The following is a 14,475-nucleotide window of genomic DNA, read 5'->3' as shown; positions in this document are numbered from 1 at the left end:
GGAGCCCATGATGAGCCAGAAAAATTTCGTTGAACTGCGCAACGTCTCCAAACGGTTCGGCAACAACACGGTAATCGATAACATCACGCTCACCATCCCGCGGGGGCAAATGGTGACGCTGCTCGGCCCTTCCGGCTGCGGCAAGACCACCATTTTGCGCCTGGTCGCCGGGCTGGAAAAGCCGAGCGACGGGCAGATATTCATTGATGGTGAAGACGTTACCCATCGTTCCATCCAGCAGCGTGATATCTGCATGGTGTTCCAGTCTTATGCCCTGTTCCCGCATATGTCGCTGGGGGAAAACGTCGGCTATGGCCTGAAGATGCTCGGCATCCCGCGCGCCGAAGTGAAAGCGCGCGTGCAGGAAGCGCTGGCGATGGTGGACTTGGCAGGGTTTGACGATCGCTATGTCGATCAGATCTCCGGCGGCCAACAGCAGCGCGTGGCCCTGGCGCGCGCGCTGATCCTCAAGCCGAAAGTGCTGCTGTTCGACGAGCCGTTGAGCAACCTCGACGCCAACCTGCGCCGCAGCATGCGTGAAAAGATCCGCGAGCTGCAAAAGCAGTTTGATATCACGTCGCTGTACGTCACCCACGATCAGAGCGAGGCTTTTGCGGTCTCCGACACCGTGCTGGTGATGAATAAAGGGCATATCATGCAGATGGGCTCGCCGCAGGATCTCTATCGGCAGCCCGCCTCGCGCTTTATGGCGAGCTTTATGGGGGACGCCAACCTGTTCCCGGCCAGCTTCAGCGCCGACCATGTCGATATCAGCGGCTATCGTCTGCCGCGCCCCGCGCACTTTGCCGCCCAGGGCGCCGGCACGGTGGGCGTGCGCCCGGAGGCGATCACGCTGAGCGAGCATGGCGATGAAAGCCAGCGCTGCGTGATCGAACATGTCGCCTACATGGGGCCGCAGTATGAGGTAACGGTGGCGTGGCACGGGCAGCAGATTTTACTGCAGGTCAACGCCACCCGCCTGCAGCCGAACGTCGGCGAGCGCTATTATCTGGAAATTCACCCCTACGGCATGTTTATGCTGGCGGACGCGGCATAATAAGCATCACTCTTAAGCGTTAGAATAACGGTCATCCCGTATGGGATGGCCGGAAATAATCGCCAAAAATACCGTATTTATCTATTTTTACAATTCCACCCAAGTCCTTGTTCAGCCAAAAAATAAATATAGCCACACCCACTCAAAAATAACCACCCAGACCACTCAGGGTGATATTTTTATTTAAATAGGGTAAGCTTGATCCCGCAGTCGAAATTATTTAACGGCCAACTCAAGGAGAAATTCATGAGCAACAATGCAAATGCACAGGCGCAGCTGGATAATTTACGCAATGTCGCTTCCCAGCTGAAGGAAATGCGCCACTACGCGCAGTCGAATATCGAGACGCTCTCCGCACACTGGCTGGCCTTCGATCAGGGGGAATGCAAAAATAAGGCATTCGCCGAAGCCATTAACGACCTGTTGAATAAACAGGGCGCCTGTTTGGAAGGACTGGAAAAAACCATTCAGGATATCGAGATAGAATTAAACCGTCTTGATAAAGCCGCCTGATAATGCCGATTTAAATAAACCCGCCGCACGCGGGTTTATTTTTAGCTGAGGCAGATGACGCGCGCAATATCCCCGGACGTCGTCAGCGCGCGTATTTCGCTGAACAGTTCGGTGGCTTCATCATATTCTTTACGCAAATAGCCCAACCACTGTTTGATGCGCGCCACGTGATACAGGCCGGTGTCGCCCTGCTTTTCCAGATGGACGTATTTTTGCAGCAGCTCAACCACCTGCGGCCAGGGCATGCGCGGTTCGTTGTACTTCACCACCCGGCTCAGATTCGGCACGTTGAGCGCGCCGCGCCCCAGCATGATGGCGTCGCAGCCGGTCGCCTGCAGGCAATCCTGCGCGCTCTGGTGATCCCAGATCTCGCCGTTGGCGATCACCGGGATGCTCAGCCGCTGACGGATCTCGCCGATCGCCGCCCAGTTGATGCGATCCGCCTTGTAGCCGTCCTCTTTGGTGCGGCCGTGCACCGTCAGCTCACTGGCGCCCGCCTGCTGCACCGCATCGGCGATTTCAAAGCTGCGATTGGAGGAGTCCCAGCCCAGGCGCACCTTCACCGTGACCGGCAGATGGGCCGGCACCGCCGCGCGCATCGCTTTGGCGCCCTGGTAGATCAATTCCGGATCTTTGAGCAGCGTCGCCCCGCCGCCGCTGCCGTTCACCAGCTTGGACGGGCAGCCGCAGTTGAGATCGACGCCGTAAGAGCCCAATTCCACCGCACGCGCGGCGTTTTCCGCCAGCCACTGCGGATACTGCCCCAGCAGCTGTACCCGCACCAGCGTGCCCGACGGCGTGCGGCTGGCGTGACGCAGCTCCGGGCACAGCCGGTAGAACGACTTGGCCGGCAGCAGCTGATCGACCACGCGCAAAAATTCGGTGATGCACAGATCGTAGTCGTTCACTTCGGTGAGTAACTCACGCACCAAAGAATCGAGAACGCCCTCCATCGGAGCCAATAATACGCGCATGACCAATCCCAGCTAAAAAAAGACCCGCAATGATACGGGTGAATGCCCGCGCCAGACAAGCCTCAGCGGGCATTAAAAATGCCGTCAGCCCAGTCGGCGGATCGGTTGGCCGGCAAGGAACGCCGCAATGTCCTCGACCGCCTCGGTGAAGTAGGCGTGGTAATTGTCGTCCGCCACATAACCCACATGCGGCGTCGCCAGCACGTTGGGCAGCTGGCGAAACACGTCGTCGGCCGGCAGCGGCTCCGTCTCGAACACGTCCAGCCCGGCGCCGGCGATCTTCCGCTGTTGCAGGACGTCCACCAACGCCGCCCGATCGACGATGCCCGCGCGCGAGGTATTGATCAGGTATGCGGTGGGCTTCATCGCCGCCAATTCATCACGCCCCACCAACCCGCGGCTGCGCTCGCTCAGCACCAGGTGAATGGAGACAAAGTCGCTCTGCTCAAACAGCGCCCGCTTGGACGGCGCCAGCTCAGCGCCCTCCTGCGCCGCCCGCTCCGCCGTCAGGTTCTGGCTCCAGGCCAGCACCCGCATGCCGAACGCCTGCGCTACCCTGGCCATCTGGCCGCCGATCTTGCCCAGCCCCAGCAGCCCCAGCGTTTTTCCTTGCAGCGTGACGCCTAAGCCCAGCTGCCACGGGCCGTTGTTTTGCAGCCCGACGCTTTCCGGCACGATATGCTTCGCCAGCCCGAGCAGCAGCGCCCAGGTCAGTTCCATCGGCGCGGCCGAGCCGCTGGCGGTGCCGCACACCACCACGCCGCGCTCGGCGGCGGCGGCCAGATCGATAGCGGCGTTGCGCATGCCGGAGGTGATCAGCAGCTTCAGCTTCGGCAGCCGCGCCAGCAGCGAGGCGGTCATCGGCGTGCGCTCGCGCATGATGACCAAAATGTCGCACTCCTGCAGATGCACCGCCAGCTCCGCTTCATCGGTAAAGTGCGCGCTGATGGCCGACACCTCCACCCGATCGGCCAGCGCCGACCAGTCCGCCATCTTGAGCGCCACCTGCTGGTAATCATCGAGAATTGCGCACTTCAATTTCATCTCCGTCTCCTGGAATCTAGGGGTAGCCACCGTCCAGCCTAGTACGAAAATGCCGTTCCGCCAGGCAAAAAAAAAAGCCGCCCGTATCGGCGGCTTACTCTTTGAGCAATCAGGCTTATTCGGCCGGTTTGCGGTTGCGCGGGCGGCGCGAAGACGGCGCACCGGAACGACGCTGGCCATCACCCTGCGGGCGGGCGTTACCGTTAGCGTTGCCACGGTTTTCACGCTGGCCGCCGTTCGCGTTACCGCTGCGCTGACCGCCGCCGTTGCCGCGCGGCGCGCCGCGCCCGCCACCCTGACGGCCGTTGATGATCGGCTCGGCCTTGATGGTCGGATCCGGCTCGTAGCCCGGCAGCGCAATGCGCGGAATTTCACGCTTCAGCAGACGCTCGATGTCGCGCAGCAGCTTGTGCTCATCCACGCACACCAGCGAGATAGCTTCGCCGGTGCGTTCCGCACGGCCGGTACGGCCGATACGGTGCACATAGTCTTCCGGCACGTTAGGCAGCTCGTAGTTCACCACGTGCGGCAGCTGGTCGATATCCAGACCGCGCGCCGCGATGTCGGTCGCCACCAGCACGCGAATGCGGCCGTCTTTGAAATCGGCCAGCGCACGGGTACGGGCGCCCTGGCTCTTGTTACCGTGGATCGCCGCGGCGGTGATGCCGTCTTTGTTCAGCTGTTCCGCCAGGTGGTTGGCGCCGTGCTTGGTGCGGGTAAACACCAGCACCTGTTTCCAGTCGCCTTCGCCGATCATCTGCGACAGCAGTTCCCGCTTACGCTTCTTGTCAACGAAGTGCACGCTCTGCTCAATCTGCTCGGACGCGGTGTTGCGGCGCGCCACTTCCACCGAGGCCGGGTTATGCAGCAGCTTGTTGGCCAGCGCCTTGATGTCGTCGGAGAAGGTCGCGGAGAACAGCAGGTTCTGGCGCTTGGCCGGCAGCTTGGCCAGCACGCGGCGAATGTCGTGGATAAAGCCCATGTCCAGCATGCGGTCCGCTTCATCCAGCACCAGAATTTCGATTTTGGACAGGTCAACCGCGTTCTGATGCTCCAGATCCAGCAGACGGCCCGGCGTCGCCACCAGGATATCGACGCCGCCGCGCAGCTTCATCATCTGCGGGTTGATGCTCACGCCGCCAAACACCACCAGCGAACGCAGGCGCAGGTGTTTGCTGTAGGCATCGACGTTTTCGCCGATCTGCGCCGCCAGCTCACGGGTTGGCGTCAGGATCAGCGCGCGCACCGGGCGACGGCCCTTGACCGGATGGTCATGCTTGCTCAGCAGTTGCAACAGCGGCAGGGTAAAACCGGCGGTTTTACCGGTGCCGGTCTGGGCGCTGGCCATCAGGTCACGACCTTCAAGCACGACAGGGATAGCCTGACGCTGGATTGGCGTCGGTTCGCGATAGCCCTGTTCTTCAACAGCGCGCACAATTTCAGCACTTAAGCCGAGGGTTTCAAATGACATAAAGAGAAAAACTCCAGATCCCCCCTAACCTAACGGTGTTCGGTGCAGTTTCCTGGGAGGATGATCAGACGGGGCATTAAGCATGACCACGAGGGATTGGCACAAACTGCAGTGCACCAGGCGGCGATTGTAACAGAAGTCGCGCAATAAAAAGCACTTTTACGCACCCAGAGCACAATCTGCCGTAAATTCAGCATTGTCTGAAGCCGATCACATAACTCATTGTGGTTAGCGGTTGCGTTTTAGACAATCTGGCATAAAGTTAATCATATGATTGATTAACTTCGAGCGTGACCCATGCCAGCTTCCGTACCTCATCAGGCCGCCGGCCGGGCGCGTGGCGAGCAAACGCGCCGGCAACTGCTCGCCGCGGCGACCGAACTGTTCGGCGAATTCGGCCTGCAGGGCGCCACCACGCGCGATATCGCCCAGCGCGCCGGCCAGAACATCGCCGCCATCACCTACTACTTCAGCTCCAAAGAGGGGCTGTATCTGGCCGTAGCGCAGTCGCTCGCCGATTTCATCCAGCAGGCGTTCGCCCCGTTGGCCGAAGAGGTCGATCGCTTTGGGCAAGAAGTGCCCGAACAACGCTCACCCGACGCGGCGCTACGCTTGCTGCAGCGTGGCCTGCTGGCCTTCAGCGAGCTGATGACCCAGCCGCACACGCTGAACCTGAGCAAAATCATGTCGCGCGAACAGCTCGCCCCGACCGAGGCCTATCCGCTGATCCACCGCCAGGTGATCGCGCCGATGCACGAGCGGCTGTGCCGCCTGCTGTCGGCCGCCACCGGCATTGACGAGCACGCCACTCGCCTGGTGCTGCATACCCACGCGCTGATCGGCGAGGTGCTGTCGTTCCGCGTGGCGCGAGAGACCATCCGCCGTCAGGCCGGCTGGCAAGAGATTGGTGAAAGTGAAGCGGCGCAAATCGCGGCGGTGCTGAGCGAGCATATCGAGATTTTGGTTATTGGGCTGCGCCAACGTCACGGCGCGTAAATTCAGGCAGGGAGTGTTATGAACAAAAAACGCAGTGCCTTGATCGTGTTGTTAATTCTGCTGATCGCGGCCGCCGCTTACGCGGTCTGGCATTACCAACAGCAGCAGGATAAGCCGCTGACGCTGTACGGCAACGTCGATATCCGCACGGTCAACCTCGGCTTCCGCGTCGACGGCCGCCTGGCGTCGCTGACGGTGGATGAAGGCGATGCCGTTCAGCCGGGCCAGCTGCTCGGCAAACTGGACGATGCCCCCTATCGCAACGCGCTGCAGCAGGCCGAGGCCAACGTCGGCAGCGCGCGTGCCAAACTGTCGCTGCTGCAGGCCGGCTATCGCAGCGAAGAGATCGCCCAGGTGCAGTCAGAAATGGCGCAGCGCCAGTCCGCCTTCGCCTACGCCGACAGCTTCCTGAAGCGCCAGCAAGGGCTGTGGGCGAAAAACGCCACGTCCGCCGACGCGCTGGAAGATGCGCGCACCGCCCGCAATCAGGCGCAGGCCAATTTGCAAGCGGCGAAGGACAAGCTGTCGCAATACCGCAGCGGCAATCGCCCGCAAGAGATTGAACAGGCCAAGGCCGAGGTGGCGCAAAGCGAAGCGGCGTTGGCGCAGGCGCAATTGAATCTGCAAGACGCCACGCTGGTCTCCCCGTCCGCCGGCACGGTGCTGACCCGCGCGGTAGAGCCGGGCACCATGCTCGGCGCCGGCGGCACGGTGTTCACCCTGTCGCTGACCCGGCCGGTGTGGGTGCGCGCCTACGTCAACGAGACCAGCCTGAACCAGGCGGTGCCCGGCACCGAGCTGGAAATTTACACCGACGGCCGCCCCGGCAAGCCTTACCACGGCAAGATCGGTTTCGTCTCGCCGACCGCGGAATTCACGCCGAAAAGCGTTGAAACGCCGGATCTGCGCACCGATCTGGTGTATCGCCTGCGGGTGATCGTCACCGACGCCGACGACGCGCTGCGCCAGGGCATGCCGGTCACCCTGCGCTTCGCCAAACCCTGAGGCCGGCCATGGAACAGGCGCACACCATCGAACTGGAAGGGCTGGAAAAGCGCTTTCCGTCGCTTGAGAAACCGGCGGTCGCCAGCCTGACCACCACCCTGCGCAGCGGCGCGGTCATCGGGCTGGTCGGCCCGGACGGCGCAGGCAAAACCACCCTGCTGCGCATGCTGGCCGGGCTGCTGCAGCCCAGCAGCGGCAAATTGCGGGTCGCCGGGCTGGATCCGATCGCGCAGGATCGCCAACTGCATGCGATCCTCGGCTACATGCCGCAGAAGTTCGGGCTGTATGAGGATCTGACGGTGATGGAGAACCTGACGCTGTACGCCGATCTGCGCGGCGTTACCGGCGATCTTCGCCGCCAGACCTTCGAACGGCTATTGAAATTCACCGATCTGACGCGCTTCACCGAGCGCCTGGCGGGCAAGCTGTCCGGCGGCATGAAACAGAAGCTCGGCCTGGCCTGCACGCTGGTCGGCGAACCCCAGGTGCTGTTGCTGGACGAGCCGGGCGTCGGCGTCGATCCGATCTCGCGCCGCGAGCTGTGGCGCATGGTGCACGAGCTGGCCAACGACGGCATGTTGATCCTGTGGAGCACCTCTTATCTCGACGAGGCCGAGCAGTGCCGCGAAGTGCTGTTGCTCAACGAGGGTGAGCTGCTGTTCAGCGGCGCGCCGCAGGATCTGACCCAGCGCATGGCCGGGCGCACGGTGTTGATCGCCGCGCCGCCGGGCAGCCATCGATCGTTGCTGCAGCGGGCGATCTGCCTGCCGGCGGTCACCGACGGCGTGATCCAGGGCAAGTACCTGCGCCTGATCCTGAAAGAAGGCGAAGATCACCGGCAGCTGCTGCAGGCGCTGGATCTGCCGGACGCCGAACTCGACGAGGCGGATCCGCGCTTCGAAGATGCGTTTATCGATCTGCTCGGCGGCGGCCCCAACCATCGCTCGGCGCTGGCGGAGATCATGCCGACCGTCGACGGTGAAAGCGGCGAAACGGTGATCGAAGCGGTGCAGCTGACCAAAAAATTCGGCGACTTCGCCGCCACCGATCACGTCGACTTTCAGGTGCGGCGCGGAGAAATCTTCGGCCTGCTCGGCCCGAACGGCGCCGGCAAGTCCACCACCTTCAAAATGATGTGCGGCCTGCTGGTGCCGTCCGGCGGCAAGGCGCTGGTGCTGGGGATGGATCTGAAGACCAGTTCCGGCAAGGCGCGCCAACGCCTCGGCTACATGGCGCAAAAATTCTCGCTGTACGGCAACCTGACGGTGGCGCAGAACCTGAAGTTCTTCTCCGGCGTCTACGGCCTGAGCGGCAAGGCGCAGCGCGACAAAATCGACGAAATGTCGCGCGCCTTCAACTTCGCGCCGATCCTCGATCAGACGCCGGACGCGCTGCCGCTCGGCTTCAAACAGCGCCTGGCGCTGGCCTGCGCGCTGATGCACGAACCGGATATTCTGTTCCTCGACGAACCGACTTCCGGCGTCGATCCGCTGACGCGGCGCGAGTTCTGGCTGCACATCAACGGCATGGTCGACAAGGGCGTCACTGTGATGGTGACCACCCACTTTATGGACGAGGCGGAATACTGCGACCGCATCGGCCTGGTGTATCGCGGCAAGATCATCGCCGCCGGCACGCCGGACGATCTCAAACAACAGGTGGCGCGCGACGACAATCCCAGCCCTTCGATGGAGCAGGCGTTTATCGAGCTGGTGCAGGGCTACGACGAGGAGGAAACGCGGTGAGCGATAACCGACCCCCATTCGACGACGGCGGCTTCTCCTGGCGCCGGCTGCGCGCGCTGTGCCTGAAGGAGACGCGGCAGATACTGCGCGATCCCAGCAGCGGCCTGATCGCCTTCGTTATCCCGCTGATGCTGCTGTTTATCTTCGGCTACGGCATCAACCTGGACTCCAGCAAGCTGCATCTGGGCATTCTGATGGAACAACAGAGCGAAGACGCGCGCGATTTGGCCCACGCCTTCGCCGGTTCGCCCTATATCGAACCGATCATCAGCGACAACCGCCAGCAGCTGATCCAGCAGATGCAGGCCGGCACGATCCGCGGCCTGGTGGTGATCCCGGTGGATTTCGACCAGCGCATGGCGCGCCCGCACGACAGCGCCCCTATCCAGGTGATCACCGACGGCAGCGAGCCGAACACCGCCAACTTCGTGCAGGGCTATGCCCAGGGCGTATGGCAAGTATGGCAGCAGCAACGCGCCGCCGATCGGGGGAGCAGCGACCAGCCGCTGATTGACGTGCAGATGCGCTACTGGTTCAACCCGGCGGCCATCAGCCGGCACTACATCATTCCCGGCGCCATCACCATCATCATGACGGTGATCGGCGCCATTCTCACCTCGCTGGTGATCGCCCGCGAATGGGAACGCGGCACCATGGAGGCCCTGCTGTCCACCCAGGTGACGCGCAGCGAGCTGCTGCTCTCCAAGCTGATCCCATATTACTTCCTCGGCATGATCGCCATGGCGCTGTGCATGGCGGTGGCGGTGTGGGTGCTCGGCGTGCCCTATCGCGGTTCGCTGCCGATCCTGCTGCTGATCAGCAGCCTGTTCCTCGCCAGCACCCTCGGCATGGGCCTGCTGATCTCCACCCTCACCCGCAACCAGTTCAACGCGGCGATGGTGGCGCTGAACGCCGCCTTTCTGCCGTCGATCATGCTGTCCGGCTTCATTTTCCAGATCGACAGCATGCCGGCCATCGTGCGCGCGGTGACCTACATCATTCCGGCGCGTTACTTCGTCAGCACGCTGCAAACGCTGTTCCTGGCGGGCAACGTCGGCACCGTGCTGGCGATCAATCTGCTGTTCCTGATCGCTTCCGCCGTGGTGTTCATCGGCCTGACGGCCTGGAAAACCCAGCGCCGGCTGGATTAAGGAGAAAGAGCGATGTTTCACCGTCTGTTGACGCTTATCATCAAGGAAATGCAGGCGCTGCTGCGCGATCCGCAAACCCGCGCCATCCTGATCATGCCGGTGATCCTGCAGGTGCTGCTGTTCCCGTTCGCCGCGACGCTGGAAGTCACCAACGCCACCATCGCGGTCTACAGCGAGGACAGCGGCCAGGCCTCGGTGGAGCTGACCCAACGCTTCGCCAAGGCCAAAGCCTTCTCCCATGTGCTGCTGCTGCGCAATCCGCAGGAGATAAAGACCACCATCGACAACCAGCGGGCGCTGCTGCTGATCCGCTTCCCGGCGCAGTTCTCGCGCGATATCGCCGCCGGCCACACCGCGCCGCTGCAGCTGCTGCTCGACGGGCGCAACTCCAACAGCGCGCAGATCGCCGCCAACTACGTGCAGCAGATCGTGCAGGAATATCAGAACGAGCTGCTCGGCAACCGCGCCAAACCCAACAACAGCGAACTGGTGGTGCGCAACTGGTATAACCCGAATCTGGACTACAAATGGTTTGTGGTACCGTCGCTGATCGCCATGATCACCACCATCGGCGTGCTGATCGTCACCTCGCTGTCGGTGGCGCGCGAACGCGAACAGGGCACGCTGGAACAGCTGCTGGTCTCGCCGCTCACCACCTGGCAGATCTTTATCGGCAAGGCGGTGCCGGCGCTGATCGTCGCCAGCTTCCAGTCCAGCATCGTGCTGTTGATCGGCATCTTCCTGTACCAGATCCCGTTCGCCGGATCGCTGCTGCTGTTCTACGCCACCATGTTGATCTACGGGCTGTCGCTGGTCGGTTTCGGCCTGCTGATCTCGTCGCTGTGCGCCACTCAGCAGCAGGCGTTTATCGGCGTGTTCGTGTTCATGATGCCGGCGATCCTGCTCTCAGGTTACGTCTCGCCGGTGGAGAATATGCCGGTGTGGTTGCAGGATCTGACCTGGGTGAACCCGATACGCCACTTCACCGACATCACCAAGCAGATCTACCTGAAGGACGCCAGCTTCAGCATCATCTGGCGCAGCCTGTGGCCGCTGCTGGTGATCACCGCCACCACCGGCAGCGCCGCCTACGCGCTGTTCCGCCGCAAGATCGCATAAAAAGGTTCATAACGCTTTACCGGGAAACGCTGCTTTGATTTTCAAAAAGAAGTAATCGCTATCCCGGTATCTCTAGGCCATTCTTTTTATCGTCTTAATTTTATTATTTATTCCTTCCAGAACGCTGGTACTCCGACGATACATGGGACTCACGAATATGCCATTGACATAACCTCTCAGCTTATTGACAAACTGCTGTTTGAAGGGATTATGCTCGCTATAGCTTGATTTAACGGTCTGTGACGGCTCACGTCTGAGAGAAACTAATCAAGATATTGATCAAATTATCGATGTAAATAAGGTATTTTTATACTGAATAATCTTGAAAGACAAAGCATAAATAATTTATAAAAACAATAGTGAAAATGATGGAGATTCAAGTGAAAAAAGAGATTCTTGCCGTTCCGGGTATGCCTCCATCCCCCTTGTTCAAAAGGACGTATAAAGCCGTTCAAGATATTGATGAAGAATAACCAAATTGATTCGTAGATGGCGATTCCTCCATGCAGGACCACCTATGAAAGTTACTGCATATGATGGAACAGAAATCTGCTATCAAGGTGTAGCATTTAAAGGTTCTCCCGTTCAGGTTTTTTGGAATGGATTTATCGAACCTTACATTGAAAATTACTCAATAAATGTATTTGAGCAAACCTCAGCGTTGGCAATCGAATGCCAATATTCAACAGAGAAATCCATTGAAGAAGCTAAAATACTATTGCTGGTGATGATTCGTAGGCTTTACCATGAAATGGCCGAAACAGATAAAATATTAAGAGGGGATGGATTTTCATTTCCACAAAAGAAAGATGTTAGCGGCCATATTGAAAGTATGTCTCAAAAGATTATAGAACATGCAGAAATTGAGAAGTTAAAAAAGCCACTGGCGAACCAGAGTATATTCAATATAGAGAATGTAAATAGCAAATATGCGCAATTTGGCACAAGTAATAGCATCAGTATTCAAGAGTTAAGTGACTTTTTCAGAATGATTGCTTCTTCTGGTGAGGATGAGATTATCGTTCTCTCGAAAATACTTCTGAGTAGCGCCCACTCAAGAAAATTACTAAGTAAAGAAAAATATGATTTTTTAATATCTATTTTTAAAAAGTAGCTTATGCTCATATTTATGAATCAGAAAACCTAATCACAAAACAGAAATCTAAAGGAGTAACATGATGGATTTTGATGCTATGGCATACCCTGAAACATTCACAATCGCTGGAGCTGAATATAAAGGGCGACGGAATTCAGCTGAAAAAAAAGTACTAATCCCTTACACTGAAGAGCCCAACATTAGTATTGGCGATAAAATAAATCAAAAACTAGGAAAGGGCGAAATATCTTTAAAAGTACTTGATATGTCATTCTTACCTGGAGGCACACTCAATGTTGGTACTAATCACCCACACATGCTTACATTAAAGGTTGAGAATTTAACTGCCAATGAACAAAAACCTAAGCAATCTAGCCAAAATACATTCAACATAGGAAGCGTATCAGGCTCACAAGTTCAAATCGGTGAACATAACCATCTTATTTTAAATATCAGCATAACTGAACTTGTTGAAAAAGTATCTCAATCACAGGACCCTCAGGCAAAATCTTTACTTAAGAATTTGCTAAATAATAGCACTGTAGCTAGTCTCGTTGGTGCTGGCGCATCAGCCTTATTAGCTATGCTTTGAAGAAATGGCCTGGCAAAAACCAGGCCAAAAGTATCATCTCTCACTCATCTATTTTGGAGATAGTGGCATTTTTTCTCTATAGCCCTCAGGGGTTCAATCAAAGCATCAAGCTGCTCTTTGTTTGTTGCAAGATTTTCATCTGATAGAGAACTATGAGCAAAGTCATGATGGTCTATCCAGAACAGTGATCTTACCCAGCAATAGTTGTCACACGACTAAATGAGTAAGCTCTAAATCAGACGTGACTCACATGACAAAACCCGTATCAAGCAGTAAGAAAAGCACGCTCCTCGAGTCATTTGAGTACTTTATCCCTGGCTTTTTCATAAGAATATTCTGGCGCTTTCTCTGTTTTACATGGCTTACTACTCAGTCCCAGCGGATCCAACCACATCAGCGGGTTCGCCGCATACAGATAAAGGTTCAGCCCGCCGAGCCCCCTTACAGGATCCTGTGTGGTAAAACGTCCCACCTCGGGCAGAACAGGTTGTCATTGCGAAATATAATTTTTTCATGATTTATCCACTACATTTACCAGGTGTTCATATCACTGCCATATGCCTCTATCCTTGTCCGACCTTCCCCCCTCATGACTTGTCTTTAACACGAAGAGGGGCTCAGTCAGTTTAGTACTATATAGTAGCCGGGTAGGTTTAACCATTCCGGATTTCAATTTATCATTTAAGATTTAGCTTGATGAAAGATATTACTTCATCTTTGCTCATTTCAAATTCTGGGCCAGCATCAATTCCTTTTAAATAATCTACTACATATGAGAGTTCTTCGTCAGGAATATCATAGTCCAGATAAAATCTATAGGCGTAGTCCGCCACTTTAGATGAACTATAATCATCATCAAGAAGACAGTTCAATCCATTTAAAAAAAGCGTTCTCATCTCATTCATATTAAATCACCATCCTATTCCTGTTGCCTTACCTGAAGGAGTTGCGATTCCTGCATCGATATCAGCTTTAGTTGGTGGATAATGGGGCAGGTTTAACACTTCACCATTTTTCATTTTTGGATGAACTCGATTGACCTCTCCTGCATGATTATAAGTCTCTTCCCAAGATCTTACATTCCCTGTTTTAGGATCCCATTCTGTAACATGGGAGCGTCCTCTTGTTGGCCCCTGAGTTCTAGCTAATGCCTCTTTGTCATAATAGCGAATGCGGCCATCAGGTAGATGTCGAGTATTTACTGCCGTTTTTTGAGCTTTTTCTAAAGCCCTAAACTTTCGGTTCAACTTCGTTGATGGCGAGCAACTTAGCCCATACGGATCCACCCACATCAGCGGGTTCGGCGCATACTGATAAAGGTTCAACCCACCGCGCAACCCTATCGGATCCTGCGTGGTAAAACGCCCCACCTCGGGTTCGTAGTAGCGGAACAGGTTGTAGTGCAGGCCGCTTTCGTCGTCCTGATATTGCCCGGCGTAGCGCAGCGGCTGCTGGTATTGCGCGCCCTGCCGCTGCGCCGCGCCGGCCACCGTCTGGCCCTGCAGCTTGCCGAAGGTGTCATATTGCCCGGACCAGCACAGGTTGCCCGCCGCGTCGGTCACTTCCAGCGGCGCGCTGTTCAGATCGGTGTGATACCAGTAAATATCCGCCGAGCGGCTGTCGCCCGCCTGCTCCAGCGCCGCCAGCGGGCTCCACGGGCTGGCCGGATCGTAGCTCCAGCTGCGGCGGCTGCCGTCGTCGCGCTGCTCCTG

The 14,475-nt window shown here is 57.5% G+C and carries 15 protein-coding genes and 1 pseudogene; 9 read left to right on the top strand and 7 right to left on the bottom strand.

Annotated features, from left to right (window positions below; translation table 11 throughout):
- Nucleotides 1–10 precede the first annotated feature (10 nt).
- Nucleotides 11–1,057: a ferric ABC transporter ATP-binding protein gene (fbpC, locus tag ACOWVD_RS17615; protein WP_049239959.1), complete on the top strand. Its 1,047-nt coding sequence runs from the start codon at nt 11–13 to the stop codon at nt 1,055–1,057.
- A 246-nt stretch (nt 1,058–1,303) separates the two neighbouring features.
- Nucleotides 1,304–1,570, top strand: a complete 267-nt coding sequence (locus tag ACOWVD_RS17610; RefSeq protein ID WP_033642249.1) for a hypothetical protein — start codon at nt 1,304–1,306, stop codon at nt 1,568–1,570.
- Between the two features lie 41 nt (nt 1,571–1,611).
- Here the strand turns inward: ACOWVD_RS17610 and dusC are convergent, their stop codons facing one another.
- The 3 genes from dusC to rhlE all read right to left on the bottom strand — a co-directional run bounded on the left by dusC (nt 1,612) and on the right by rhlE (nt 5,059).
- Complete coding sequence (dusC, locus tag ACOWVD_RS17605) at nt 1,612–2,544, bottom strand: tRNA dihydrouridine(16) synthase DusC (RefSeq protein WP_164095272.1); 933 nt, start codon at nt 2,542–2,544, stop codon at nt 1,612–1,614.
- 84 nt (nt 2,545–2,628) lie between these two features.
- A complete protein-coding gene (locus tag ACOWVD_RS17600) occupies nt 2,629–3,588 on the bottom strand; it encodes a D-2-hydroxyacid dehydrogenase family protein (protein WP_049239961.1) in 960 nt (319 codons plus the stop codon).
- Between the two features lie 115 nt (nt 3,589–3,703).
- The gene (gene rhlE, locus ACOWVD_RS17595; RefSeq protein WP_048322434.1) at nt 3,704–5,059 is read right to left on the bottom strand and encodes an ATP-dependent RNA helicase RhlE; all 1,356 of its coding nucleotides are present in this window, start codon (nt 5,057–5,059) and stop codon (nt 3,704–3,706) included.
- Between the two features lie 297 nt (nt 5,060–5,356).
- Here rhlE and cecR point away from each other — a divergent pair, with 297 nt between their 5' ends.
- The 5 genes from cecR to ACOWVD_RS17570 are packed head-to-tail and all read left to right on the top strand — an operon-like array spanning nt 5,357 to nt 11,075.
- A complete protein-coding gene (cecR, locus tag ACOWVD_RS17590; protein ID WP_015377023.1) occupies nt 5,357–6,055 on the top strand; it encodes a transcriptional regulator CecR in 699 nt (232 codons plus the stop codon).
- Nucleotides 6,056–6,073: 18 nt separating this feature from the next.
- Nucleotides 6,074–7,060: a secretion protein HlyD gene (gene hlyD, locus ACOWVD_RS17585; RefSeq protein WP_234722040.1), complete on the top strand. Its 987-nt coding sequence runs from the start codon at nt 6,074–6,076 to the stop codon at nt 7,058–7,060.
- Nucleotides 7,061–7,068: 8 nt separating this feature from the next.
- The gene (locus ACOWVD_RS17580; RefSeq protein ID WP_021503997.1) at nt 7,069–8,805 is read left to right on the top strand and encodes an ATP-binding cassette domain-containing protein; all 1,737 of its coding nucleotides are present in this window, start codon (nt 7,069–7,071) and stop codon (nt 8,803–8,805) included.
- Nucleotides 8,802–9,956 (top strand): ABC transporter permease, encoded by a 1,155-nt coding sequence (locus tag ACOWVD_RS17575; protein WP_049239964.1) that lies wholly within the window; start codon nt 8,802–8,804, stop codon nt 9,954–9,956. Before ACOWVD_RS17580 ends, ACOWVD_RS17575 begins: the two co-directional genes overlap by 4 nt.
- 12 nt (nt 9,957–9,968) lie before the next feature.
- Complete coding sequence (locus tag ACOWVD_RS17570) at nt 9,969–11,075, top strand: ABC transporter permease (RefSeq protein ID WP_044031722.1); 1,107 nt, start codon at nt 9,969–9,971, stop codon at nt 11,073–11,075.
- A gap of 6 nt (nt 11,076–11,081) precedes the next feature.
- On the opposite strand, the pseudogene ACOWVD_RS17565 reads toward ACOWVD_RS17570, so the two are convergent.
- A pseudogene (locus tag ACOWVD_RS17565) lies at nt 11,082–11,282 on the bottom strand (transposase); the annotation flags it as partial.
- Between the two features lie 310 nt (nt 11,283–11,592).
- On the opposite strand from ACOWVD_RS17565, the gene ACOWVD_RS17560 reads away from it, so the two are divergent.
- A complete protein-coding gene (locus tag ACOWVD_RS17560) occupies nt 11,593–12,189 on the top strand; it encodes a hypothetical protein (protein WP_049239965.1) in 597 nt (198 codons plus the stop codon).
- 64 nt (nt 12,190–12,253) lie between these two features.
- Nucleotides 12,254–12,763: a hypothetical protein gene (locus ACOWVD_RS17555; protein WP_075201871.1), complete on the top strand. Its 510-nt coding sequence runs from the start codon at nt 12,254–12,256 to the stop codon at nt 12,761–12,763.
- A 295-nt stretch (nt 12,764–13,058) separates the two neighbouring features.
- On the opposite strand, the gene ACOWVD_RS17550 is transcribed toward ACOWVD_RS17555, so the two are convergent.
- The 3 genes from ACOWVD_RS17550 to ACOWVD_RS17540 all read right to left on the bottom strand — a co-directional run.
- Nucleotides 13,059–13,235 (bottom strand): RHS repeat domain-containing protein, encoded by a 177-nt coding sequence (locus ACOWVD_RS17550; protein ID WP_233494381.1) that lies wholly within the window; start codon nt 13,233–13,235, stop codon nt 13,059–13,061.
- 205 nt (nt 13,236–13,440) lie between these two features.
- A complete protein-coding gene (locus ACOWVD_RS17545; protein WP_049239966.1) occupies nt 13,441–13,668 on the bottom strand; it encodes a hypothetical protein in 228 nt (75 codons plus the stop codon).
- Nucleotides 13,669–13,674: 6 nt separating this feature from the next.
- A partial coding sequence (locus ACOWVD_RS17540) for an RHS repeat-associated core domain-containing protein (RefSeq protein WP_421105707.1) occupies nt 13,675–14,475 on the bottom strand: 801 nt, incomplete at its 5' end.

It is taken from the genome of Serratia sp. SA088, from assembly GCF_049065515.1.
GTDB lineage: Bacteria > Pseudomonadota > Gammaproteobacteria > Enterobacterales > Enterobacteriaceae > Serratia > Serratia nematodiphila.
Note: the sequence above shows the minus strand (reverse complement) of the source record. Positions and strands in the feature narration are given on the sequence as shown.

What these genes read in the sequence shown, in the direction of transcription:
- cecR (WP_015377023.1), top strand. Translation starts at nt 5,357, where the DNA reads ATGCCAGCTTCCGTACCTCATCAGGCCGCCGGCCGGGCGCGTGGCGAG.
- ACOWVD_RS17610 (WP_033642249.1), top strand. Translation starts at nt 1,304, where the DNA reads ATGAGCAACAATGCAAATGCACAGGCGCAGCTGGATAATTTACGCAAT.
- hlyD (WP_234722040.1), top strand. Translation starts at nt 6,074, where the DNA reads ATGAACAAAAAACGCAGTGCCTTGATCGTGTTGTTAATTCTGCTGATC.
- ACOWVD_RS17555 (WP_075201871.1), top strand. Translation starts at nt 12,254, where the DNA reads ATGGATTTTGATGCTATGGCATACCCTGAAACATTCACAATCGCTGGA.
- ACOWVD_RS17560 (WP_049239965.1), top strand. Translation starts at nt 11,593, where the DNA reads ATGAAAGTTACTGCATATGATGGAACAGAAATCTGCTATCAAGGTGTA.
- ACOWVD_RS17545 (WP_049239966.1), bottom strand. Translation starts at nt 13,668, where the DNA reads ATGAATGAGATGAGAACGCTTTTTTTAAATGGATTGAACTGTCTTCTT.
- ACOWVD_RS17600 (WP_049239961.1), bottom strand. Translation starts at nt 3,588, where the DNA reads ATGAAATTGAAGTGCGCAATTCTCGATGATTACCAGCAGGTGGCGCTC.
- ACOWVD_RS17580 (WP_021503997.1), top strand. Translation starts at nt 7,069, where the DNA reads ATGGAACAGGCGCACACCATCGAACTGGAAGGGCTGGAAAAGCGCTTT.
- fbpC (WP_049239959.1), top strand. Translation starts at nt 11, where the DNA reads ATGAGCCAGAAAAATTTCGTTGAACTGCGCAACGTCTCCAAACGGTTC.
- ACOWVD_RS17570 (WP_044031722.1), top strand. Translation starts at nt 9,969, where the DNA reads ATGTTTCACCGTCTGTTGACGCTTATCATCAAGGAAATGCAGGCGCTG.
- rhlE (WP_048322434.1), bottom strand. Translation starts at nt 5,059, where the DNA reads ATGTCATTTGAAACCCTCGGCTTAAGTGCTGAAATTGTGCGCGCTGTT.
- dusC (WP_164095272.1), bottom strand. Translation starts at nt 2,544, where the DNA reads ATGCGCGTATTATTGGCTCCGATGGAGGGCGTTCTCGATTCTTTGGTG.